The following is a 23612-nucleotide window of genomic DNA, read 5'->3' on the forward strand; positions in this document are numbered from 1 at the left end:
GATGAAGGGTGCGGGAGTGCCTTTCGGAAAGGATGAGCGAAATGTACAGTTTCGAGTTTGAGAAGCCCTCGAGCATTGCGGATGCGGTTGCTGCGCTGGGGGCTGAGGATGCGCAGGCGTTGGGGGGTGGTCAGACGCTGATCCCGACGCTGAAGCAGCGGCTGGCGGCGCCGTCGGTGCTGGTCAGTGTGAGCGGGATTGCCGAGATGACCGGGGTTTGTGTCGAGGATGACGGCGCGGTCTCGGTGGGTGGGGCGACGACCCATGCGACGGTGGCGCGCGAGGCGGCGGGGTCGTACCCGGCGCTGGCGGCTTTGGCGGGGCAGATTGGTGATCCGGCGGTGCGCAATCGCGGCACCATTGGCGGCTCGGTGGCCAATAATGATCCGGCGGCCTGTTATCCGGCGGGTGTGTTGGGTTCGGGCGCGACCATCGTGACCAACAAGCGCGAGATTGCGGCGGATGATTTCTTTGAGGGCATGTTCGCAACCGCGCTGGACGAGGGTGAGATCATCACCTGGGTCCGCTTCCCGGTGCCGCAGGCGGCGAGCTATCAGAAGTTCCTGCAGCCTGCCTCGCGCTTTGCGCTGGTGGGCGTTTACGTGGCGCGGTTCGCAGATGGCGTGCGCGTGGCCGTCACCGGCGCCAGCGAGGATGGCGTGTTCCGCTGGTCCGAGGCCGAGACGGCGTTGAACACCGAATTCCGCGCCGATGCGCTGATGGATCTGCGGATCAACCCGGCCAACATGATCGGTGATCTGCATGGCAGCAAGGACTATCGCGCACATCTGGTCAGCGTCATGACAAAACGCGCCGTCAACGCCTGTACCTGACACACCACAAAACAAAGCGGAAAACACACATGCCCCCGGCACAAAACGCCGGGGGATTTTTATCAGGCGATCGTTTCAACCAGACCGGTCGGGTGCACGCAAATTGCCGTTGGGTTGCCGTCCATACGCCTTAGTGTTTTGGCGATTTCGGCGGCGTCGGCATAACAGAACGCAGTAGATAGCGCGTCGGCAGTTGTCGCATCTGCAGCCTGTACGCTGATCGTCGACCAACGCCAATCTGCAGTGCCTATCGGGTTCAGGATATGAGACTGACCATCCTTGAATTCCATTGCGCCGGGGCTGGAGGTTGCGATCGCGCGATTCTTCAACCGCAGAGTTTCAACCAATCCAAACTCTGGGTCGGACACGCCCAGCGTCCAATACCGACCGCCAGCATGGAATTCGCCAATATTGATCAGAACATCACTCCAGCCGGATTGTTTGAGTTCCTGCGCGACCAGATCCGTCGCAAAGCCCTGCGCTATTCCGTTTAGTGTCAGAGACTGCCCTGTTCCCAGCGCAATTCGGTCCGGCGAGATGCGCACCCGATTCCACCCGACGAGCTGGCGCGCCGACGCCCCGTCTTCGCCACGCGCCAGAGCGGTCCAAAGGGGTTGAACTGTGGGGTCGAACCGGCCTCCGGTGGCGGCATGAGCCTGCTGGCAGGCCTGCATCAATTGCAGAAACTCGGGCTCGGGGTTGACCAGAAGACCCGTTTGGTTGAGGCGGGAAAGACCGGACTCGGGCCTATACAGGCTGAACAGGGTCTCGCATCTGTCCAGCAGGTCCTGCACGCGCATGATGGCGGCCGTTGCCGCGCTGGGGCAAGCATCAAAGCTGAGGCTGACTTCGGCACCCATGGCATAGCCGGTCCACCGGGTCGGCGTGGCCGAGGCCGGAGCAGCAGCAGCGACGGCCGAGATAGCAAGGAAGCGACGGCGGTTCATCATTTCGCGGCCACCCCTCTGGACTGGCGTCGTGCTGCGACGATCAAAGGAACGCAACGGGTGCGGTCATCATGGATCGCGACGCAATCCAGGCATTGAAAGCACTCGTCGTACTGGATTTCTCCGGTCTTTCTGATCGCTCCGTATTTGCATTTGACCCTGCAAAGCTGGCACGGAGAACCGCATTCGGCGCGACGCTCGATCCAGTCGCGCCCACGGATCAGACCCCCGATCGCCAGAAACGCGCCCAAAGGGCAGACATAGCGGCAGAACCCCTTGAACAGCACCATCCCGAACAACAGCCAGAACAGCGCGTAGGCGACATAATACCACTCTCGCACAAAAAAGGTGGTGATGGCTGTCTTGAACGGTTCGACTTCGGCGGCCTTGTCGACATGATCGGGCGTAACAAAGACCATGGCGACTAGCCCGGCCAACACGATGTACTTCAGCCATTTCAGGCGTTGGTCCCACACACGGGACGGTTCGATCTGGCGAATACCAAGGAACTTGCCGATATGATGCGCGAATTCCTGCAGGGCCCCGAACGGGCAGAGCCAGCCGCAGAACAGCCCCCTGCCCCAGGCGACCAGACCGGCGATGGATACGGCCCAGATCAAAAGCGAGAACGGGTCGTAAAGCAAGAACGCGTAACTGCTCCCATCCAGCGCCGTGCGCAATGTTCCCAGAGCCGTGACAATGGACAATTGCCCCTGCCCCCACCAACCGACAAATCCCACGACAACGGCCAACACACCAAGCCGGATCGGCGTGAACGCCGGTTGCCCGGCAAGCGCGTTCACCCGCACGCCCAACGTCGTCACGAGGCCCACAAGAAAGACACTCAGAATGATCATGTCGGTTTGCCGATTGCGCAGTGCCTCCAGCCATGGCGGGGCCGGAGTGATCTGGACCGGGCGGTCAAAGAACCGTTCAGGCGTGGCATGAGGAATGTCGAGCGTGACCGAGCCGGTCTCGGGCTGAAACATCCCGTGTTCGCGCACGGCCAACACCTTGAGCACCCATTCGCGCGAAGGATCCAAACCAAGACGGCGATCTGTGCGCAGGATCATGGCGACCCCATCGGGCATGTCATCGGCCAGTTCGACCAGCAGGTCAGCATCGCGAAGCGCAACCGGCAAACCATCCTGTTCGGCGGAAATCCAATCGGGGGCGGTGTTGCGCACAAAATCCTCGCTGACCAAGCCGTGACGAGCGGTTTCGATCAACAGGATCGGCTCGTCATTGTCCGAAATCTCCATGAAGTTCTGCAGGTCTTCATAGCTGTCTTCTGACAGTGCGGCCCGGGCGATGGATTTGGGGCCAAGATCGACGATCCACAGGTCCAGAAAAGCTTCGTCAGGGTAATCCTGCGCCTCGGGGTCGTCATCTTCCCAAAGCGTGCCTGCGAACAGCGCGTCTACCTCGGCGTTGGTGACGGTCTTGCGGGTGGCAATACCCTGGGTGACCAGATCTTCCCAGTCCAGCGCTTCATCATGGTCGGGTTTCGGGAAGGCAGGTGGCGCACTGGCAAGGCCCTGCATCTTTTCGCGGGCGACCGCCAGCGCCGCCCCCATGACGGATTCGTGCGCAATTCGCACGCTGGCCGTCGCCTTGGTGACCCCATCAAGGTAAACAAGCTGTGAGCCGGACGCCGCATCACCATAGGGTGTCCCGACCACAATCGAGTCCGAAATCGACAGGCCGCCATATTGTTCGAAATACTTGTGAAACGGTGCTTCACCCAGTCCGGATACAAAGATCGGCTCGTTATGTTCGATCAGTTGGACGTCCATGAAACGGCCTTCGAGGTCCAGCACCACCAACGCGTTGATCGGCGCGCCTGAAAACCCCGGCAAAGGCGCCAAGGGTTCTGTTTCAAAGACATATCCCGCCTCGATGCCGCCTGAATTCAACAGCGCATAGACGCCCTTGTCGTTCAAAACATCGCCCAGCGAGAACGGAGCCCGGACATAGGTTTCGATCTGCGCGCGCGGCAACGGCTCGGCAAGGGCCGACAGTCCGTTAAGGAATAACAGAAGACTGCAAATGAACGCGCGCATAAGCGCGAGATTATAAGCCCGTATGCCATGGCGACATTCGACAAAGGTCCTAAGTGTTTGCATCTACGACCCCAAGGCCATTGACGGGCGGATCGCCGACACAGACACCCATCGGCACCCTTACGACCAAAGCAGCATTTTCCGAGAGGGGCACAGGTTGTAGGTTTTCTGTCGACCACCAGTCATTCATGGGAGGACATTATGGCCTGGAGCGCACCGAAGCTGAAAGAAGTGAACTGCGGCATGGAGATCAACATGTATTCTCCGTCCGAAGACGAAGGCCGCGAGCACGAGCGCGACCTGTTCTGATCACCTGAACGCAGCGGAGGCCCTAAGTGCATTTTCCGGGTCTTGGGGCTTCTGCAGGCGGTGACCTGGCGCCATGAAGTTGTAGGTGCCGGAATTAAGCGGATGGCCGTAAAGGGACCATTCTGCCTTCCGTACACTTGTCTTTGTCGGTGTCGCCAGATGGGGTGCGGTGGAGCATCCTGAACGCCTCGTTTGATATTCGACAGCAGATGCCGGAGAATCGTGGAATACACCTCAGATCGCTGCGCGAACCTCCTGTTGCGTCGGTCCTGCTGGCCAATGGGGGCATTGATCATATCGCGAGATTGCCAAACCTGCGCCAACCAGACGCTGTTCGGCCCGTTTGCTACCGGTGACATTCTGAATGTGTTGGCAGACAACCAATTTTTCGATGCGGCGGACCGTCGGCAGATTGACCTTCGGGACGTTTTTGCGCTTTGGGATAGCCTGCAGGCCAGTCTGTTCGCTGGACCCGACAAAATCACCTTGTTCATGTAATAGTGCGCGGTTCAGACCAATCTGATCGGCGAACAAACCGTTGGGGTCCGCCTAAGCTCGGGCGACAAGATTGCTTGTTAAAATCCCGGCTGCGCGCAGGTATCGGACAACCTGCTGGACCGGCTCACAAATGCTGATCAGTTGTTTTTTGACGGACCGCTCTGCCACGCCGCCCTGATGATCACACACTTGACGTGCGGTACGGTGCACGACAAACCTCTGTCGGATATCTGGTACCAACGCGACGCGCTCAATGCCGATCGTGGCACCGATTGAATGCCCGCACCCTGCCAGAGCTGCGACCGGAAGGAGATCGATTTTGGCAGCAGCCGCAGCCGGGCTATGCGCTGGCCGGGGATGCAGGGGCGACAGACCCGATCTGCCAAAAAAATACCAACGCATGCGCAGTTTGGGGTACTTCTGTTCGAGCAATCCGAAAATGCCCCATGGATTTCGTCTATCGCAAAATTTGACTGGGCGCTTCCCTCACAATGATCGATAACGCCCGGCATCAAACGACTTGACCCGGACCGGGATCAGGCCGAATGCTGCGCACCGGGCGCGGTTTTGGCCACCCCGATCATGACCTCTTTGGGAGCATCGCATGGACTGGGACGAATTCAATCATTGGGGCAAGCACATTTCCGATTGGGCGGCAGACTATCACAAAGGGCTGTCAGATCGTCCCGTACGTGCGCAAACCGCCCCTGGTGAGATTGCGGCTCTGCTGCCTCGGAACGCGCCGGATGGGGCCGAGACCATGGAAACCATCCTCAGCGACTTTGAACGCATCGTGATGCCCGGTATAACCCATTGGCAGCACCCGCGCTTTTTTGCATATTTCCCGGCCAACGCCGCGCCGCCGTCGATGTTGGCGGACATGCTGATCACGACCATCGCAGCGCAGTGCATGTTGTGGCAGACCTCGCCCGCAGCGACCGAGTTGGAAGGCGTCATGGTGGATTGGCTGCGGCAGGCCATGGCCCTGCCCCAAGACTATACCGGCGTCATCCAGGACAGCGCCTCTTCGGCCACGCTTTCGGCCGTCCTGACCATGCGCGAACGGGCCACAGGTTACACCGGCAATCGCGACGGGCTGAATGCTAAAGGCGATTTGCGCATCTATTGCTCGGAACAGGTGCATTCCTCGATCGATCGGGCCTGTTGGGTCGCCGGGATCGGGCAGAACAATCTGGTTAAAATCCCCACCACCGGGCCGCGCCACGCCATGGAGGTCGAGACGCTGCGCGCTGCGATCCGCGAAGATCGGACCAATGGCCATATTCCTGCCGGTCTGATTGCCGCGACCGGGGGCACCGGGATCGGGGCCAGTGACGATCTGGCGCCGGTCCTTGCGGTTGCGGCCGAAGAAGACCTGTACACCCATCTGGACGCCGCCTGGGCCGGGTCTGCCATGATCTGCCCCGAGTTTCGCAGTGACTTTTGGAACGGAGTCGAAGGGTTCGACAGCATCGTGTTCAACCCGCATAAATGGCTGGGCGCGCAGTTCGATTGCTCGGTGCAGTTCCTGCGCGATCCGGTGCCGCAACTCAATACCCTGAAAATCGAACCCGAATATCTCAAGACCACCGGGGCCGAAGTGACCAATTACTCGGAATGGACCATCCCTCTGGGTCGCCGTTTCCGGGCCCTGAAGATATGGTTCCTGATCCGCGCCTATGGCCTGGACGGTCTGCGCACGCGCATCCGAAACCATGTGACCTGGGCCAATGACGTGTGCGAGGCGATCCGTTCCATGGACGGGTTTGACATCGTGACCGAGCCGATCCTGAGCCTGTTTTCTTTCCGGTGCCCCGGCGATGATGCGGCACAGCAGCGACTGGTCGATGCGCTAAATGATGATGGGCGGATATACCTGACCCAGGGCATGTTCGAAGGCCGCAAGATCATCCGGTTTCAGGTCGGTCAGTTCGACACGACACGCGATCAGGTCATGATGGCCCCGCAAGTCATCCACGAGGTCTGGCGCGGGCTGTCCTGATCCCACCGGGGTCAGCCGCGCCGCCCCGAGATGTCGCAAACAGGAGTGACCCGCCCCGCGCGCCATGATAAGCGCCGGACAGAGGCCCCTCGATGACACACCAGAAAACACTGCATTACCCGTCGGCGGGCATCGGTTTCGTGCTGGTCGGAATCCTTGCCATTTCGGTCAACGATATGCTGATCAAGTTCTTGTCCGGCGGCTATCCCCTGCACCAGATGGTGTTCACCCGGTCGCTGATCGGCATCGGCTTCAGCCTGGCACTTGTACAGGTTGAAGGGGGGTGGCGCATTCTCAAAACAGATCAGCCGGGCCTGCATGTGCTGCGCGGGCTGGTGCTGGTTATCGCCAACCTGACCTTCTTTACCGCCCTTGCGGTGATGCCTCTGGCCGAGGCCACCGCCGTCTTCTTTGTGGCCCCGCTGATGATCACCCTGCTCAGCATCCCATTGCTGGGTGAAAAGGTCGGCCCGCTGCGGATCGGAGCGGTGCTGGTTGGTTTTGCCGGGGTGATCATCATGACCCGGCCATGGGAAAGCGGCAACAACCGCGAGATCAGCCTGCTGGTCTACCTGCTGCCCGTTCTGGCCGCGTTCACCTATGCGCTGAACACTGTCATGACACGGTTTTTGGGCGCAAAGTCCAAGGCGTCAGCCATGGCAGTCTACATCCAAAGCGCCTTTATCGCCGTCAGCCTGTTGTTTTGGGTCTTTGCTGGCGATGGCCGGTATCTGGACGGCATTGAAAACGAAAGCCTCATCTTTCTACTGCGTCCCTGGGTCCGGCCCGAGGGCACGGACATCTGGCTGTTTGCGGGTCTGGGTTTCAATTCGGCCGTTGTCGGATACTGCCTTGGTCAAGCCTACCGGTTGGCCGATGCCGCCACAGTTGCGCCGTTTGAATATGTCGGGCTGCCGCTGGCCATATTCTGGGGCTGGATGATCTGGGGCGAGTTGCCCGATCTGCCCGTCGCAATCGGCATTGCACTGATCCTGAGCGCGGGTATCTTTGTGTTTCTGCGCGAGCGGCAGAAGGACAAGGCTGTCAAGCGGAGCAAACGCTTAGATCGCAGGTTTTAAAGCACGCGCAGCGTCACACCTCAAAGCCGGGCATCAGAAAAATGCGCATACTCACGGCGGCAAAGAACAGGCCCGTGCCCGAAAGAACAAAGACATGCCAGATCGTGTTGTGGAAGGGCAACCAGTCCATCAGGTAGAACGCAATCCCGGCCGTATAGACGATGCCTCCGGCCATCATCAGGAACACCACCATCGGCGACAGTTCCTCGAGCATGGCGGGTCCGGCCCAGATCACGGCCCAACCCATCAACACGTAAAGCGCCAGCCCGATCCAGCGAAACCGGTGCGGATCCACCATCTTGAGCGCAGACCCCAAAGTGGCCGAAGACCAAAGGCCAAACAGCATCCCCGAAACCGGCGCGCCGGACATCAGCAGAAACGGCGTATAGGTCCCCGCGATCTTGATGTAGATCCCAGAATGATCCAGACGGCGCAACAATCCCGACCACTTCTCGCTTTCGATCATGTTGTAAAGCGCCGACATGCTGAGCATCAGAACCAGCGTGAAACCGTAGATCGAGGCCCCAAGGACGGCAAAAGGGTCACCCTGATACAGAATGGTCGACGCGACCAGCACCGGGGCAGCAACAAGGGCCAGAGACACGCCCAATATGTGAACCACACCATCGCTTCTGCGTTCGGCCCGGCTGTACGCCGGTCGGATGTCTGCAAAAGACCACATACAAATAAATCTATTCACCACTTGCGCTTGCGGCAAGGCAACTGCGGTCACTTCCTGTTTCGGAAATGATACAATTGCCATTTGCCGACGGCACCTTGCCAGATGTCGGATGCCGCGTCACAGTGCAGGAATTGCCGGAAAAAGGGGACGGATCATGAGTTGGGAAAACTATCTGGACACGCATCAGCAGCGCTTTATCGACGAGCTTTGCGATTTCATCCGCATCCCCTCGGTGTCCGCCAAACCCGAGAACGCAGGCGATGTTCGCACAGCCGGTCAGTGGGTGATCGACCGACTGACCGCCGCCGGGATCGAGAATGCAAAAATGTATGAAACCGCGGGGCATCCTGTGGTTTGTGCCGACTGGCTTCATGCGGGGGCCGACAAGCCGACGATCCTGATTTACGGTCATTTTGACGTACAACCGGCCGAGCCTTTCGACCTTTGGACCTCACCACCGTTTGAACCCACAATCCGCGGAGACAGGGTATACGGACGCGGCGCGACAGATGACAAGGGCGCCATGTTCGTGCCGATCGTGGCGGCTGAGGCATTGTTGGCCGAAACCGGACGTCTGCCGGTCAATGTACGGTTCTTTTTCGAAGGCCAGGAGGAGATCGGTTCGCCCGATCTGCCGCCATTCATCGAAACAAACCTGGACCTGCTGCAGGCTGACATGATCTTTTCTGCAGATGGCAGCCAGTGGGACACCGAAACACCTCAGGTCGTGTTGGGCCTCAAGGGGTTGACATCGCTGGAGGTCAAGGTGACGGGCGCACGGTCCGACCTGCATTCGGGGATGCATGGTGGCGGCGTCGCGAACCCCGGAATGGCATTGTCGCAACTGCTGGCCAGCATGAAGTCCATTGACGGGCGCATTACCGTCGATGGGTTTTATGACGACGTGGTCGATCTGACGGATGAAGACCGCGAGGCAATTGCGCGCGTGCCGTGGGACGAGGCTGCCTATCTGGCGCAGACCGGTGCACCCGCCACCTATGGAGAACCCGGGTACACCACGCGCGAAGCGTTGTGGGCGCGCCCGACGCTGGAGGTTAACGGGATCACTTGCGGCTGGCAGGGCGACGGCACCAAAACGGTTCTGCCTTCGACCGCGTCAGCCAAAATCACCTGCCGGTTGATCGCCAATCAAAATCCCGAACGGGTATTTGACCTGATCACAGCCCATGTCAAAGCGCACTGCCCCCCGGGCGTGACCGCCGAAGTGTCGAAAAACCCCGGTCGGGCCGATCCCTTTCTTGTGCCTGCCGGTCACAATGCCACGGCCATCGCCGGACAGGTTCTGGAAGAGGTCTACGGCAAGGCCCCCTTCAAGACCCGCGTCGGAGGGTCCATCCCTGTCATGTCCACCCTGCTGGATCAGCTTGGGCTTCACGCGGTGATGTTTGCCTTCGGCCATGAGGACGAAAACCAGCACGCCCCGGACGAGTTCTTTCGCCTGCCCACATTCCGGCGGGGTCAAACGGCATATGTCCGGCTGATGCAACGGCTTGGGGCGTAACGCTCAAGCGTCACGACGGTTGTCCCGGGCCAATCAAAAAAAGTCGTTTGATCCGGCAAGACGATGCTACCGGCACAGAGAACCGTTGCTGCGGCGCGCCAGATCCAGATGGAAATGCCCCTTGTGAAACCGATCGGCCTCGGGCCCTAAAACAGTGCCGAAAAGACCACAGGCACCGGCGTGCAGGTCGCGCAGGGCCGCGCCGAATTTGTCGGACCCCCACCCATCGCTGACTTTGATGATCGTGCCGTCGTTCAGCACAAACGCAGAAATATCGACGGCCCTGCCCGTGGCATGCTGGGACAGACGGGCACGGGGTTGGTTGTTCTGGGTCTTGCAGGCATAGTGACCGGCCAGCCGCATGCCTTTCAAGCCGTCCCCAAGCTCTGCGAACACAGGTTTGGCCGTGATCTCGATCCATGTCTTCAACGTCACCGCCATCTGGCAATCCATGACCGCCAACTGACTGAGCGCGACGTCCGACACGTTGTAGATCCGCACGGGCTCGGCGATGCCACAGCCTCGGAATTTACCCCGGATCGGCGCACGCGTTTCCCCCAGAATGGTCCAGTCACCACAAACCGCGCCGCGTTGGCGCATTTGCGCGCGTCCAACCGAAATCTTCTGGAACTTGCAGGGCCGCAATCTTGGTCTGGGTGAGGTTTCAAGGGGCAATTCAGGCAGCACCAATGGTTCTGCAGCGCGTACTGTCTCGTCGAAAAGGGGCTCATATGCGATCAGAGTGGAGGGTTGCAGAACTGGCCTGTCCCCACAATCCAGTGCGGCGCTCACTGCACTAGGAATTAGGAACAGGACAAGACACAATGCTGCCCCAGTCTGTCGCGCTCGCGCGACCAAAAGGAAATTTCGGACAAACCGCACCGCTTCAGGAGACATGATTGGCCAAAAACGCGACAACTGGATACTCCACTGCAAACAGGCATCCCGGCTCAGGATACGTAGGCTACGCGTTCAACTCCAACACTTTCTGATGGCAATCTTGCGGCGCGTTGGCACAGCGCTTGCAGGCATGAGAAACCGGATTGCCCAAAGCCACGTGTCGCTCAACTGGCCCGTCGAACGAGGAAATTCAGGAAGAATTGTCCGTCAATACGGCGCGGCTCGTATACCAGTCTGCGCCCTGTTTCCAACCCTTGCGGAAGTTTCACATCGATCCGGACCTTATAAGGCGTGACCGGAGGACCGAAATGCGAACTGAGGGTAAACCGCAGGGTCAACTGACCGCTGTCATCAAAGCTGCCCTTGAAGTCCCTGAACCAGGGCCCGCCACCGGTGAAGGCCTGTGCCGAAACCAGCGTCAGGGTGTTTCCGCTTTTCCTGATCCGTAGGGCAGCAAGCGGTTCGACCTTGCCGGGGTAATAGGCCGAATCCGGGCGGCTGGTCGTTTGCCAGAAATCGTCGTCCCATCTGCGTCGGATCGAGATGACATAATCCCCGTCAAATCCCACTGCTGCTTTCGGCACAACTTCTTGACACACCCGGCCCTGCTCTTTTCTCAGGGCCGCCAAAGTTGCCGGTGTGTCGTGACCATTGGCCGCCAGCCCGAGGTTCTTGCGCGCACTGCGATACCGTGCATAAGCCGATCTTGTGCGAGGGCCCACGACGCCATCCGCCGTACCCGCGCTGCACCCCACCCTGTTCAGTTCACTTTGAATATCGCGGACAAGCGCGCGCGTTCGGGCGTCGTCGTCCGGTTGCTTGGGCGGCAATGCGACGGTGTCCGGCGGAGATGGCGGATCGTCTTCAGCCGGGGCTGGTTGCGCTTCTTTCTGCCGCAAGTCTTCGCGCAGAGACAAGGCCAGCGTCACCGCAAAATGGTCCTTTTGATCCGCGTAGCTTTCCAGAAAGGTGTCAACCGCCTCCAGCGTTGCCAGAGACCGCGCCAGCTCAAAATCGGCGTAAATCTGATTGCTTATGGCCTCGGACTGCCCTGCTACACGTGGCGCTGGGGCTACTGCGGGAACCAGAAAGATGTCCTCGCTGGGCAATGAGCCATAGGTGAACGGCTCCTGAAACCCGTCTGTCATCTGGTAGACCGTGTCCCGCACCTTGCGAAACATCTTGCCCAATTCCAGACCCGGTTCTTCGATATGTTGCAGCAACGCGGTCGCATAGGGGCTGTTTCGCCCGTCGCCATCCAGCGCAAGGGTTCCTCCCTTGGCCGCATAACTGACTAGAACGCCGCTGGGGTCGATCCGTCCCAACCCGCGCCCGATCGACCGGGTTCCGTTCTCGCGGGTCATCGTATTCAGAAACGGATTGTTGCGGCAGGCATCGACCAGCACGACTTTCAAACCTTTCGCCGCTGCCAAAGAGCTTATGACACTGTCCAGCCGTATCGCTTCAAACTCGACATCCTGATCGCTGCGCAACTCGGAATTTACCGGGATCAGGTAGTTCGTGTTGTCAATCTCGATCCCGTGACCGGCGAAATAGATGACCGCCATGTCCGCGTCTTTGGCCGCCCGACCGAAATCCCGCAGGGCAAGGCGCATACCGCGATAGTCCAGATCATGACTTTCCCAAACCTTGAAGCCGATCCATTCCAGCGCCGAACTCAGATCGTCTGCGTCGTTTCTCGCGTTGGGCAGATTGGCCACATGGCGATACTCTGCGTTGCCGATCACCAACGCCACACGGTCCGCTTCTGCGTAAGCCGCTGCGGCGAACACCTGCCACAGCGCGACCAGTACAAAAATCACCTTGTATGACATCCGAGACAACATGGCACGGATCAACGCTAAACCACCTATACCAACTGAACTGCGTGACACTGTACCACGAAAAGCAGCCCCGCACGATTACAGCGCCTTGTGCTGATCGCGAGAGGATAAAGAGCAGGTCACCGTAGCCGGGCTTCAAGAATGACCGATCGTGCGTACCGACCCGACCCATCGAACCATTGCGTCGGAACCACATCGCTCAGATCGCGCCGGCCTTTTCTTTCGTGCTGGAACTGCGCAAAGGCTTTTTGACCACTGCCATGCTTTCGGTTCGGCTTGGATGGCAGCCAGTTGGTATAGGCAACAGCCTCGCCGCTGTACCAGCGCCACCCGATGACATCGTTGTCTTCCTGCGGGTCTTTCCGAAATCCGAAATATGGACCTTCCTTGTAGCTAATATTCGTTCTGCTGTCGTAACCCGCATCAAAAAATGAAGGCTCATTGGCGATCATGCGCACGACAAAAGCATTTTCCGCGGCGGATGTAATCGAGGCCAGATCAACACCACATTTCTGTGCGTCGCTGCGGGCTGTCTGGATGCTGCCCCCATAGACCAACGCCACGTACAAACTGTCGCGAAACGTGCCATAGATACTTTTTCGTAAGCCCAGGCATTTCAGGATCTCGGTAATCTCTTCGGTCTCGCCCAGCACCTCCAGCTCGTCCGGGTTTTGACGCACTGCAAAAGGGTTGCTGATGAAGCCTTCATCCACCCCATCCTGAAACCCGATCCCCAGACGCGCCAAAACAGCAGGATCTGTAAACCCTGTCGGCTCCAACCCATGCGCGGCCTGCAAAGCCCGGATGCCGGACCGGGTCTTGGGTCCAAATGCACCATCCGGTGTTCCCACGTCGAAACCCGCTGTGTTCAGGGCCTCTTGCAGCTGTCTCTTTCGGGTCCGGTTCGGCAGCAAAACATCCTCGACCGCACGCGCCTGCCCCTGCTTGCGGGCCCAATTCGGAGTGATCTGGGCCATGCGGGTCAGCACGTCCGGCGTTGCGATCGTGGTCGCGCGGTACTTTTGGGCGGTCAAGCTCCAGCCCCGCAGGGTATTCACCTTCATCGCGGCCGCCATCACTTCCTGTCGGGATGCGGGCAGAGGCGCGCTTGAAACCGGGATGTCGGGCAGCTTCAACGCGGCAGGTTCGGCTTGCGGGACCAGAAAAATATCCTGGCCCGGCAAAGAGCCATAGATAAAGGGCTCCTGAAACCCGTCTGTCAACGCGAACACCCGATCCCGAACGCGGCGGAACATTTTGCCCAGTTCAAGACCGGGCTGTTCCAGATGCTCCAGCAGCGCGGTCGCGTAAGGGCTGTTTCTGCCTTCTCCGTCCTGCGCAAGGGTTCCCCCGCGCGCGGCGTAGCCGACGATGACACCGCCCGGCTCAATCGCCGCCAGACCGCGGCCAACCGAGCGTGTGGACGACGACCGGGTCATTTGCGCGGCAAACGGATTGTTGCGGCAGGCATCCACCAACACAATTTTCAGCCCTGGCGCGTCGGATATGGCGTTTACAATCGTATCCAGCCTGATCGCTTCAAATTCGACATCCCGGTCGCTTTTCAACGTGGCATTGACTGGTATCAGGTAATTCGTGTTCTCAATCTCGATTCCGTGCCCGGCAAAATAAACCAGCGCGATTTCCGCGTCAGAGGCGGCTTCGGCAAAATCACGCAGAGCCAAACGCATCGCGTTGTAATCAAGGTTTTGACTGGTTGTGACGGCAAAACCGATTCTCTGCAGAGACTTCGAAATATCCTCGGCATCATTGGCTGGGTTGTTCAGGCTGGAGACGTTTTGATAGGCTGAATTTCCAATCACCAGCGCCACGCGATCTTGATTGGCAAGGCCCCGATCTGGAACCAGAGCTATACAGAACACCACGAGATACAGCAGATGGCAGCTTGGCCAGGGACGTTTCGAAAACATAAGGCAGGACTCACCTCAACACCGGTTACGCAAGGGACGATACCACAATTCTGCAAAAGAGCGAACGGGCTGCTTATTCGGACCTTGTTGCCCCCGAACTGGACTCTGATGAAAATCGGACCTACTCTCAGCCGGAAAGTGTCAGTTCAAATCCGTTAATTTCCCGAGGCTTAATGTGTCGTGGGTCAGAGTTCTCAGCGCCGTCTTCCTGTTTGCATTGGTTTTGACCATCTGCGCGAGTCATCCCGCCCGCGCCGCAGGCGAAAGCAAAAGCCAACAGCCACGGGACGATGTCGTGTTTGTTCCACCCGACATCGGAGCCCCCAAGGACCGTATGGGAGCAGGCACGCGAAGCACCACATCGGATCAAAGCACAGACACGTTACAAATTCTTGTGCCGGACGGCGGCGGGCTGACGACCTTGTCGTCTCCGCCTCTGATCTGGAGATTGCCGCGCGGGCACAGGGGCGACCTGACAATTGCACTGACCCCGGTTTCAGGGGGTGGCGCCGAATTGACACTGCGCGGTCCGTTTCCACCTGGTAACTATGGGCTGGACCTTGCACGATCCGGTTTCGAAATGGAAACCGGACGTATTTACGAGCTTACTGTTACCCTGCTGGTAACTACGTCAGGGACTGCGGCAGCGCGGGAGGTCGCTTTGATCGAACGTGTTCCCGAGAGCATGCGCGCGTCCAATCCGGCTGCAGCAGGACTTTGGTTTGATGCCCTTGCGCAATTGTCCGAGATCGGTCTGAGCGGGCGGGTGCGCGTGCTGGACCCGGACAAGTTTGATCAGCTGTTGTCTACGGCTGGCGTAACGCAGTGACGTACAAGTCTCGACACCCGCCCGGGTTGGGGGCATCAACACTGTTACCGCTTTGGCAGCGCTGGGTTTTGATCCTCACGATCACACTCGGCATAGGCAGTGTTCTGGTCGAACTTCGTGAACGCGGCGTACTCGAACCGGTGGAGTTGCTTCAGTATGACTGGACCACCTCGGCGATCGCCAGCCCTCGACCCGTGCAGGACGTGCAACTGGTGGCAATCTCGGATCGGGACTTGGGCGAATGGGGCTGGCCTGTCCCCGACGACAAGCTGACGCAATTGACTCAAGCTGTGCTGGCCGCCGGGGCCAGCGCTGTCGGGATCGACATTTACCGGGATGTGCCCGCAGGTGCCGGACGCGCAGGGCTGCTGGAGGTTCTGAACGACCCGCGGGTTTTCGTGATCTCCAAACTACCTGACGCGAACGGGACCGGTATTTCAGCCCCACCAAACGCCCGAACCGGGTTTTCGGACATACCTATCGATTCGGACGGTGTCGCCCGCCGGGCCTTATTACTGGTAGGCACGCAAGACGGGGTTTCATTGTCCCTGCCGTTACAGCTTGCGGCAAGATTCGCGGATCAACCCGCCTTGCGAAGCGACCCTGACAATCCACGTTTTCTGATGTTCGGCGACACCGTACTGCGGCCTTTGCAGCCCGGATCGAACCTGTTTCGAAATGCCGATACGGCCGGATATCAGATCACCATTGCCTATCGGAACACCCGTCCGATTGCTTCGCATGTTCCTGCCGCCGAGGTTCTGGCGCAGACCGATCCGGGACGTTTCGAGGGGAAGGCGGTGATTATCGGGATCACCAGTCATTCGGTCAAAGATTACTTTTCGACGCCTCTCAATCGATCCACCGGGGCCGGGTTTACCTTTGGTGCCGAGATTCATGCGGCCATCACCCAGCAATTGATCGACTATGCAAATGGCACGCTCTCGCCTCTTATTTCCATCGACGGTCCGATCTCGACTGCGTTGATTTTTGCGTCGGTCCTTGCGGGCACGTGTCTCGCCGTATTGGTGCGGGCTACCTCCAAGGCAATTGTGCTGGCCGGGGTCGGAGTCGTCTTGCTGGCCGTGGGTCTGTCCGCATTCCAGAACCTTGCGCTGCTTTTGCCAGTGGCCCCTTCGGTACTGGGCTGGACATTCGGTTTCCTGATCGGGTTCGCAATCATCGCCGGACTATCACGCCGACAAAGGCGCACCATCGTTCAGGTTTTCTCGTCTCATTTGTCCGACGAACTGTCCTCAGAAATCTGGCAACAACGCAAAAAGCTGTTGTCCGGCGGCAAGCCGAAATCCCGCAGAGTGTTTGTGACCGCCCTGCTGGCCGATATCGAAGGGTCGACCCGCACCGGAAACGCGATGGATGCAGAGGCATTCATGACCTGGATTTCCCGCATTCTGGACAAGCTTGGTGAAGTCGCGCGGCAACATGGTGGCTTTGTCGAGAAATACACCGGCGACGGCATCCTCGTGGTCTTTGGCGCACCAATCCCAAGCGAGACATCAGAGCAACGACAAGCCGACGCAGTCGCGGGGTTACGTTGCGCCCACGCGATGCGCGCTGCGGCCATTGCTCTCAACAAAGAGGTCACGGATCAACCACAATACCGGTTGCGCATTGCCCTGAACAGCGGTGAAGCGCTGGGGGGCAGTTTGGGCGTCAGCGGCTCGATGCATTACAATGTGATCGGCGACACGATCAATGTCACCGCTCGTCTGGAAAGCTGGATCAAATCTCTGTCGCCGGATGGCGACGGGTTTCGCCCGGTCTGCATGACCCAATCCACCGCAGACCTGATTGATGCCGGGGCTAACTGGCCTGTCCTGTCCAGCTTTTGCCACGACGACGGGGTAACACAGATCAGTGTGATCAATGCGATGTAGCGGGCTTTGATCTCAGGCGGTTGCACTTTCGCAACTGGCGCATGGAATCTACTGCTTCGAAACCACAACATCCACATAGTAAGCTGGGTCAAACCGGCCTTCGGTGCTGCGAATACGTTTGCTGGACGACATATCAGGCGGCAGATCTATCGATATAGAAAAGGGCACAACACGAGTTTTTCCGAACAGATAGTTGGTCCTGCCGCTGATGCGCAAACGGCCCGAATCGGATAACGAGGCCCGATATTTCTTCGATCTCGCCTCGCCGCCGCTCGAACGGTCAACTGCGCTGATCAACTGAAATCCGACCGCTGATTTCCGATATTTCAGCCATAGCATTGTTTCCGTGCGTGTCCCCGCTTCTGCCCCGAGCGGGTCGGGCCGCCGGCGGATGTCAATCACGTAGTCTCCAAAATACGCATTGGCCCCGGACTCGCCCACCGTTGTACCGGACAATGAAGGCGCGCTCTGCCCTCGTGTCTGGGGTTGGCTTTGAGCCGATGGTTGCGCCGGAACGGCTTTCTTCAGGGCCGCATAGCTTTGAGCGGTCAGATACCCCGTCCGCGCCACGCCAGTTTTGGCTTGAAAGCCTTTGAGCGCCGCGCGCGAGCGCGGTCCGAATATCCCATCCGCAGGTCCCGCCTGATAGCCAAGAGCGTTCAATCCAAGTTGAATATTACGATAGTCGGTCCGGCTGAGTTTCAGCGCGGTCTCAATGTCCTGACCCGGTTTCTTCGGCTCGGCGACAATAACTGCCTGATCCGTTTCTTGCTCGGGTTTTACCGGCACTTTAGCCTCAGGTTCGGGAGGAGGCGGTGGCGTGGTCTGCTGGCTTTCGATACGCAACGCGGCGGCAACCTCCTTGGCGTACTTACCGGCAGATGTGTCAGGGAATAACTGCGCAATCATTGCCAGCGCGCCCTTCCTGGCGGCCTCATCCTCCATACGCAGGGCCTCTTGCAGAATGCGTTGCGCGGAAATGGCGCGGTCCTCTTGAGGTTGTGCGGCGGTGTTCGGGGATTGCGCAATCCCAGCGACCGGACCCTCGACCGCAGCAGGCACAAGGAAAAAGTCCCGTCCGGGCAATGAGCCATAGGTGAACGGTTCTTGATATCCGTCGGTCAGATCGAAAACGGTATCCCGCACTTTACGGAACATTTTGCCCAACTCCAGACCGGGCACCTCGATATGTTCCAGCAATGCTTCCGCATATGGGCTGTTGCGCCCTTCTCCATCCAGCGCCAGAGTGCCGCTGCGGGCGGAATACCCAACAAGAACACCGCCCGGATCGATCCGCCCCAACCCCTGTCCGATCGAGCGTGTGGCCGTGGTGCGCACCATATTCGTCAGGAACGGGTTGTTGCGACAGGCATCGACCAGCACCAGTTTCAAACCCTGCGCCGTGGACACCGCATTCAACATCGTGTCCAGGCGGATCGCCTCAAACTCGACATCCTTGTCGCTTCTCAGCTCTGCGTTGACCGGAATCAGATAATTGGTGTTGTCGATCTCGATCCCGTGCCCGGCGAAATAAACGAGTACCATTTCAGCACCGGCCATCTGCTCAGAGAAATCGCGGAGTGTCAGGCGCATGGCCCGGTAATCGAGGTTGTACTTCTCGGTCACATTGAACCCGATCCGCCTGAGCGCTGCCGCAATGTCTTGTGCATCATGCGCCGCGTTCGGCAGGTTCGAAACGTTATCGTAAAGGGCGTTTCCGATCACAAGCGCCACACGCTCGGCATAGACTTTGACCGTTCCGCCCATCCACAGGGCAGCGGCCAAAATCAGGATTAGAGAATAGCGAGGCCGATACATCTGGTGCCCTGAAACAGCTGAAAACTCACAAAACCTGCCGAAAAGCCTAGCACATTACCGGCAAAGCGGCGAATCCAGCCATTTGGTCTGGGGTTCAGCTATCCAGGGTCGTTCCCTGGGCGTTAATCAAAGCCAATCTCGACCCTGCCGAACGCACCGAAATCGGCCAGAACACGAGTGCCTGAGGGACATTCGAGGGGGCGGATGAAACTGCCCGACAAGATGATCTGACCGGGTTGGATGCTCTGCCCGTATTGCGCCATCCGGCGGGCAAGCCAGACGACACTTTCGACCGGATCGTTCAGCACGCCTGCCCCAAGCCCGGTTTCCTCGACCTCATCGTTTCGGAAAGTGATTGCTCCGACCCAGCGCAGATCAAATGCATCAACCGGATGTCGCTGCGGGCCCAGTACCACCCCGGCATTGGCCGCGTTATCGCCGATTGTATCGAATACGTTGCGCGTCGCACCTGTTTCGGCATCCACGCGGACAATCCGGGTGTCCAGAATTTCGAGTGCAGGCACCACATGCTCCGTCGCCGCGAGCACGTCGTCGCGGGTGACAGACTCACCGCCCAGTGCGTCTTTCATGACAAAGGCGATCTCGGCCTCGACACGGGGTTGGATAAACCGACCCGGCGGAACAGTGGATCCGTTTTCGAACACCATATCGTCGAACAGGATACCGCTGTCAGGAATGTCGATATTCAACGCGTATTGCATGGCTTTCGAGGTCAGCCCGATTTTCCACCCGACAATATGACGCCCTTGCGCCAGCTTCGCCTGACAGATGGCATTCTGGATCGCATAGGCGTCGTCCATGTTCATCTCGGGGAACGCGCGCGTCAGCAAACCGATCTGCTGTCCGGTTTCTTCCGCGTTCAGCAACTGCCTCGCGGCCCGGGCGTGATCTTCGGGGCTCATATGGTTTCATCCTCAATCGTATTGCGCAACAGGCCAATACCGGTGGCCTCGACCTCGACCACGTCTCCGGGCTGCAGGAACTGTGGCGGATCAAGCCGCGCGCCCGATCCGGTTGGCGTGCCGGTGACGATGATGTCACCGGGTAGCAGGGTCATGAAGGTCGAGATGTATTCGATTTCCCGCCGGATCGGGTGCATCATGTTCGACAGCGCATCCTGTTGCCGCACCTCACCGTTGACACGCGTCGTGATGCGCGCTTCATCCAGTTGACGCGCATCCGTGAAGGGCACCAACCACGGCCCCATCGAACCCGAGCGATCCCAGTTCTTGCCCTGCGTGACGTTGAATTTCGCATGGCGCACCCAATCGCGGATCGTGCCTTCATTGCACAAGGTCAGGGCGGCGATATGGTCATAGGCATTTGCCTGCGCAATCCGGCGACCGGGCTTGCCGATGACAATCGCGACCTCCCCCTCGTAATCCAGCTGATAGCTTTCCGGTGGCCGGATCAGAGGCCGCCCGTGGCCTGTAAACCCGCTGGCAAAGCGCGGGAAAAGCGACATGAATTTAGGCTGCTCTGAGCCATCTTTATATTCGGCATTGCGGTCCGGGAAATTGACCCCGACGCACAGGATGCGCCGTGCATTGGGCATCACCATCTCATAGTCAAATTCTGGATGCGTCACCGGAGCACCCTTGGAGGCGGTCATGAGGTCATCCAGACCACCAGCCTGCACAACATCAAACAAGGTGGGCCAATTCGGGAACCGGTCATTCAGGGCAATCATGCCATTGTCGGTGACGGCCCCGTAGAAAGTTTGGCCATGGGATGTAAACGACGCAAAACGCATTTTCGGACCTCAGTGGTGACCGGAGTGCTGCCGGTTCTGGATGACATATGCGATGCGCGGCGCAGTGGTATTTTCGCGCGCATCCGACCCGCTCAGGGTGCGATGATCGGGCTGGCTTGAAGGTCAGGCTCTTTCGTATCAACACCCACAAACTGACTGCCATGCTTGAACCAACTCTCGGGCGCCGGGGCCCCCCATAGCGTCTGACGCTGCGGGTCTTTGAGGTCCCACTTGATCGGTTCAAGATCAGGGTCGACGGTTTGGTAATCGGCGCAATAAATCTCGATCCGGTGACCGTCCGGATCGAGCACGTACAAAAAGAACGCGTTCGAGATGCCATGCCGCCCAGGACCACGTTCGATATTTGAGACATAGCCCGTGGTCGCCATCAGATCCAACAGATCAATAATGTTCAGCGGCGTGGGCACCCAGAACGCGACATGATGCATCCGCGGCCCCAGACCATTGGTGAATGCCATGTCATGAACCCCGCCTTTGCGATGCATCCACGCAGCCCAAAGCCTCTTACTGTCTTCATCTTCAGTGTATTCCGTCACCCGGAACCCGAAATCCGAATAAAACGCGACCGAAGCATCCACATCGTGGCTAAAACAGTTAAAGTGATCAATCCGCAGAGGCTTGACCCCATGATAGAGGGCATATTTCTGATGGATCGGCTCAAGCCGGTCCATCTTGTGGTAAAATTCAAGCGGAATTCCGATATTGTCCGATGTCAGCAAAGTGCGCCCCTGATACGCGCGCTGAGCCCATTCCGTAGGGCGACCTTTTTCCCGGAAATACCGCTCGGCGCGATCCAGATCGTCTTCGTCAAACGTTTTGAAACCCAGTACGCCCACGGTTCCCGGTGTGTCGGATTGCTGCAGGATCAAACTGTGATGCCCCCTCTCCTCCATCGCGCGCAGGTAAATGCATCGGTCATCCTCATCGGTGACCTGCAAGCCCAAAATCTCGGTGTAGAATTTTCGCGACGCAGCGAGGTCACGAACGTTCAGACAGACATGGCTCAGACGGATTGTATTGAAATCGGGATACAGGTTCGGAGCGGGAACGGGCATCGAAGCCTCCTATTCAACGGATAGATGGATCGGGGTCAGGTCTGCGCCTGAAAACTGCGCGGGCATAGCGCATGGCAACGCCTTGCCCATCACGAGACCCCAAGACGGGTGATCTTGTGCTGACCGGTGGCAAAGCCGATGTGCTTTTGCTCCATGTAAAACTCAAACGACCAGTCACCGCCATCCCGACCAATCCCGCTGGCCTTCACGCCGCCAAAAGGCGTGGGCAAATGGCGAACGTTTTCCGAGTTGACCCAGATCATCCCAGCCTCGAGCCTGTCGGTGAACCGCAGCGCGCGGGTCAGGTCGTTGGTCCAGACATACCCTGTCAGGCCATAGCGCGTATCATTTGCGATCTGCAGCGCTTCGTCCTCGGTACGAAAGGGGATCGAGGTCAGGACCGGGCCGAAAATCTCCTCCTGCGAGATGCGCATCTCGGTGCTGGCGTCGGTGAACAGCGTCGGGCGAATGAAATAGCCGCTGTCGCCTACAGGCTCACCTCCCGCCGCCACTGTGGCCCCGTCGTCGCGGGCGATATCAAAGTAACTGGTGACCTTGTCATAATGCTCCTCTGAGATCAGCGGCCCAATCTCGGTCGCCGGGTCCAGAGGATGACCCACCCGGATGGCATTCACCCGCTCGATCAGCTTGGCCTCGAAGGCCTCGCGAATACTGTCCTGCACCAACAGCCGTGACGAGGACGTGCAGCGTTCACCGTTGATCGAGTAAATCATGAAGATCACCGCATCCAGCGCCCGCTCAAGATCGGCATCCTCGAACACGATGACGGGGTTTTTTCCGCCCAGCTCCAGATGGTTGCGCTTGAGCGTATCGGCACCCTGCTTGGTGATCAGACTGCCGGTGCGCGACTCGCCCACAAAGGCTATCGCCTTCACCTTGGGTTGTTCGCACAGCGCCTTGCCCACCTCTTCGCCGAACCCGTTCACGGTGTTCAGAACACCCGGGGGCAAACCTGCCTCTTCCGCGATTTCGACCAGCAACCGGGCCGTCAGCGGAGACGCTTCGGCAGGCTTGTGGATCACCGTGCAGCCTGCGGCCAGCGCGGGAGCGATCTTCCAGGTCGACAACATGAAGGGTGTGTTCCACGGGGTGATGACGCCAACCGGCCCGATCGGCACCCGTGTCGTGATATTCATCAGCGTCGGCGATTTCAGGTGCTGACCGTCACGCGCCTGAACAACCTGATCGGCGAAATACCGAAAGTTCTCAGCGCCCCGCAAGGCAGCCTTGGACATGAACTTGTATGCCTGCCCGGTATCCCAGCATTCACACAGGGCGATCTCATCCGCACGGGCTTCAATCGCGTCGGCAATGCGGATCAGTATGTCCCGACGCGCGACCGCCGGCATATCGCGCCAATCGGCAAAAGCCGCGTGGGCCGCGTTGGCTGCAGCATCGATATCTGCAGCCGATCCATATGCGACGTCGCAGATCACGCTTTTGTCGACCGGAGAGATCGTTTGAAACACACCATTGCCGCCCGCCCTGTCTTGCCCCGCGATCCGGTTCATGATGCCGCCATCGCGGTATTTCGACAGGTAGCCCGAGAGCTTTTTCAGATTGTCATCCAGCTTGGTCATCGAACC

General features: G+C 58.9%; 18 protein-coding genes. 7 read left to right on the forward strand and 11 right to left on the reverse strand.

From position 1 onward, the window contains the following. Positions 1-41 precede the first annotated feature (41 nt). Positions 42-833: an FAD binding domain-containing protein gene (locus tag ACR0K4_RS07150; RefSeq protein WP_480522298.1), complete on the forward strand. Its 792-nt coding sequence runs from the start codon at positions 42-44 to the stop codon at positions 831-833. 62 nt (positions 834-895) lie between these two features. Here ACR0K4_RS07150 and ACR0K4_RS07155 read toward each other — a convergent pair whose 3' ends face one another. Further along, on the reverse strand, positions 896-1783 hold the full coding sequence (locus ACR0K4_RS07155; protein WP_480853410.1) for an FAD:protein FMN transferase: 888 nt from the start codon (positions 1781-1783) through the stop codon (positions 896-898). Further along, positions 1780-3843 (reverse strand): 4Fe-4S binding protein, encoded by a 2064-nt coding sequence (locus tag ACR0K4_RS07160; RefSeq protein ID WP_480853675.1) that lies wholly within the window; start codon positions 3841-3843, stop codon positions 1780-1782. The genes ACR0K4_RS07155 and ACR0K4_RS07160 overlap by 4 nt, the downstream gene beginning before the upstream one ends. Before the next feature lie 201 nt (positions 3844-4044). Here ACR0K4_RS07160 and pqqA point away from each other — a divergent pair, with 201 nt between their 5' ends. The 3 genes from pqqA (at position 4045) to ACR0K4_RS07175 (ending at position 7731) form a co-directional block, all read left to right on the forward strand. Then, complete coding sequence (pqqA, locus tag ACR0K4_RS07165; RefSeq protein WP_480517975.1) at positions 4045-4152, forward strand: pyrroloquinoline quinone precursor peptide PqqA; 108 nt, start codon at positions 4045-4047, stop codon at positions 4150-4152. A 1102-nt stretch (positions 4153-5254) separates the two neighbouring features. Continuing rightward, positions 5255-6652, forward strand: coding sequence for a pyridoxal phosphate-dependent decarboxylase family protein (locus tag ACR0K4_RS07170; protein WP_480853411.1), 1398 nt, complete (start codon positions 5255-5257; stop codon positions 6650-6652). Positions 6653-6744: 92 nt separating this feature from the next. Then, on the forward strand, positions 6745-7731 hold the full coding sequence (locus ACR0K4_RS07175; protein ID WP_480853412.1) for a DMT family transporter: 987 nt from the start codon (positions 6745-6747) through the stop codon (positions 7729-7731). A 13-nt stretch (positions 7732-7744) separates the two neighbouring features. On the opposite strand, the gene trhA is transcribed toward ACR0K4_RS07175, so the two are convergent. Continuing rightward, positions 7745-8494 carry a PAQR family membrane homeostasis protein TrhA gene (gene trhA / locus ACR0K4_RS07180; RefSeq protein ID WP_480853413.1) on the reverse strand — a complete coding sequence of 250 codons (750 nt, stop codon included), beginning with the start codon at positions 8492-8494 and terminating at the stop codon, positions 7745-7747. A gap of 73 nt (positions 8495-8567) precedes the next feature. On the opposite strand from trhA, the gene ACR0K4_RS07185 reads away from it, so the two are divergent. Then, positions 8568-9935: a dipeptidase gene (locus ACR0K4_RS07185; RefSeq protein ID WP_480853414.1), complete on the forward strand. Its 1368-nt coding sequence runs from the start codon at positions 8568-8570 to the stop codon at positions 9933-9935. Positions 9936-10001: 66 nt separating this feature from the next. Here ACR0K4_RS07185 and ACR0K4_RS07190 read toward each other — a convergent pair whose 3' ends face one another. From ACR0K4_RS07190 to ACR0K4_RS07200, 3 genes are all read right to left on the reverse strand, one after another. After that, positions 10002-10535, reverse strand: coding sequence for an extensin-like domain-containing protein (locus ACR0K4_RS07190; RefSeq protein ID WP_480853415.1), 534 nt, complete (start codon positions 10533-10535; stop codon positions 10002-10004). Positions 10536-10999: 464 nt separating this feature from the next. Further along, a complete protein-coding gene (locus tag ACR0K4_RS07195; RefSeq protein WP_480853416.1) occupies positions 11000-12694 on the reverse strand; it encodes a caspase family protein in 1695 nt (564 codons plus the stop codon). 104 nt (positions 12695-12798) lie between these two features. Continuing rightward, entirely contained in the window at positions 12799-14610 is a 1812-nt protein-coding gene (locus ACR0K4_RS07200; RefSeq protein WP_480853417.1) for a caspase family protein, read from the reverse strand. A gap of 175 nt (positions 14611-14785) precedes the next feature. On the opposite strand from ACR0K4_RS07200, the gene ACR0K4_RS07205 reads away from it, so the two are divergent. Continuing rightward, on the forward strand, positions 14786-15439 hold the full coding sequence (locus tag ACR0K4_RS07205) for a DUF928 domain-containing protein (protein WP_480517958.1): 654 nt from the start codon (positions 14786-14788) through the stop codon (positions 15437-15439). 68 nt (positions 15440-15507) lie between these two features. Continuing rightward, on the forward strand, positions 15508-17337 hold the full coding sequence (locus ACR0K4_RS07210) for a CHASE2 domain-containing protein (RefSeq protein ID WP_480853418.1): 1830 nt from the start codon (positions 15508-15510) through the stop codon (positions 17335-17337). Between the two features lie 48 nt (positions 17338-17385). On the opposite strand, the gene ACR0K4_RS07215 is transcribed toward ACR0K4_RS07210, so the two are convergent. The 5 genes from ACR0K4_RS07215 to hpaE all read right to left on the reverse strand — a co-directional run bounded on the left by ACR0K4_RS07215 (position 17386) and on the right by hpaE (position 23606). Continuing rightward, a complete protein-coding gene (locus tag ACR0K4_RS07215) occupies positions 17386-19155 on the reverse strand; it encodes a caspase family protein (protein ID WP_480853419.1) in 1770 nt (589 codons plus the stop codon). A 122-nt stretch (positions 19156-19277) separates the two neighbouring features. Further along, complete coding sequence (gene hpaH, locus ACR0K4_RS07220) at positions 19278-20078, reverse strand: 2-oxo-hept-4-ene-1,7-dioate hydratase (RefSeq protein ID WP_480517952.1); 801 nt, start codon at positions 20076-20078, stop codon at positions 19278-19280. After that, entirely contained in the window at positions 20075-20929 is an 855-nt protein-coding gene (locus ACR0K4_RS07225) for a fumarylacetoacetate hydrolase family protein (protein ID WP_480517950.1), read from the reverse strand. Before ACR0K4_RS07225 ends, hpaH begins: the two co-directional genes overlap by 4 nt. Positions 20930-21021: 92 nt before the next feature. Continuing rightward, positions 21022-22005: a 3,4-dihydroxyphenylacetate 2,3-dioxygenase gene (gene hpaD, locus ACR0K4_RS07230; protein WP_480517948.1), complete on the reverse strand. Its 984-nt coding sequence runs from the start codon at positions 22003-22005 to the stop codon at positions 21022-21024. 89 nt (positions 22006-22094) lie between these two features. Further along, on the reverse strand, positions 22095-23606 hold the full coding sequence (gene hpaE, locus ACR0K4_RS07235; RefSeq protein WP_480853420.1) for a 5-carboxymethyl-2-hydroxymuconate semialdehyde dehydrogenase: 1512 nt from the start codon (positions 23604-23606) through the stop codon (positions 22095-22097). Between the last annotated feature and the right edge of the window lie 6 nt (positions 23607-23612).

Source organism: Ruegeria sp. K11, assembly GCF_056531905.1.

Coding starts and splice junctions, on each gene's coding strand:
- ACR0K4_RS07150 (WP_480522298.1), top strand. CDS start 42: ATGTACAGTTTCGAGTTTGAGAAGCCCTCGAGCATTGCGGATGCGGTT.
- ACR0K4_RS07155 (WP_480853410.1), bottom strand. CDS start 1,783: ATGATGAACCGCCGTCGCTTCCTTGCTATCTCGGCCGTCGCTGCTGCT.
- ACR0K4_RS07160 (WP_480853675.1), bottom strand. CDS start 3,843: ATGCGCGCGTTCATTTGCAGTCTTCTGTTATTCCTTAACGGACTGTCG.
- pqqA (WP_480517975.1), top strand. CDS start 4,045: ATGGCCTGGAGCGCACCGAAGCTGAAAGAAGTGAACTGCGGCATGGAG.
- ACR0K4_RS07170 (WP_480853411.1), top strand. CDS start 5,255: ATGGACTGGGACGAATTCAATCATTGGGGCAAGCACATTTCCGATTGG.
- ACR0K4_RS07175 (WP_480853412.1), top strand. CDS start 6,745: ATGACACACCAGAAAACACTGCATTACCCGTCGGCGGGCATCGGTTTC.
- trhA (WP_480853413.1), bottom strand. CDS start 8,494: ATGGCAATTGTATCATTTCCGAAACAGGAAGTGACCGCAGTTGCCTTG.
- ACR0K4_RS07185 (WP_480853414.1), top strand. CDS start 8,568: ATGAGTTGGGAAAACTATCTGGACACGCATCAGCAGCGCTTTATCGAC.
- ACR0K4_RS07190 (WP_480853415.1), bottom strand. CDS start 10,535: ATGCGCCAACGCGGCGCGGTTTGTGGTGACTGGACCATTCTGGGGGAA.
- ACR0K4_RS07200 (WP_480853417.1), bottom strand. CDS start 14,610: ATGTTTTCGAAACGTCCCTGGCCAAGCTGCCATCTGCTGTATCTCGTG.
- ACR0K4_RS07215 (WP_480853419.1), bottom strand. CDS start 19,155: ATGTATCGGCCTCGCTATTCTCTAATCCTGATTTTGGCCGCTGCCCTG.
- hpaH (WP_480517952.1), bottom strand. CDS start 20,078: ATGAGCCCCGAAGATCACGCCCGGGCCGCGAGGCAGTTGCTGAACGCG.
- ACR0K4_RS07225 (WP_480517950.1), bottom strand. CDS start 20,929: ATGCGTTTTGCGTCGTTTACATCCCATGGCCAAACTTTCTACGGGGCC.
- hpaD (WP_480517948.1), bottom strand. CDS start 22,005: ATGCCCGTTCCCGCTCCGAACCTGTATCCCGATTTCAATACAATCCGT.
- hpaE (WP_480853420.1), bottom strand. CDS start 23,606: ATGACCAAGCTGGATGACAATCTGAAAAAGCTCTCGGGCTACCTGTCG.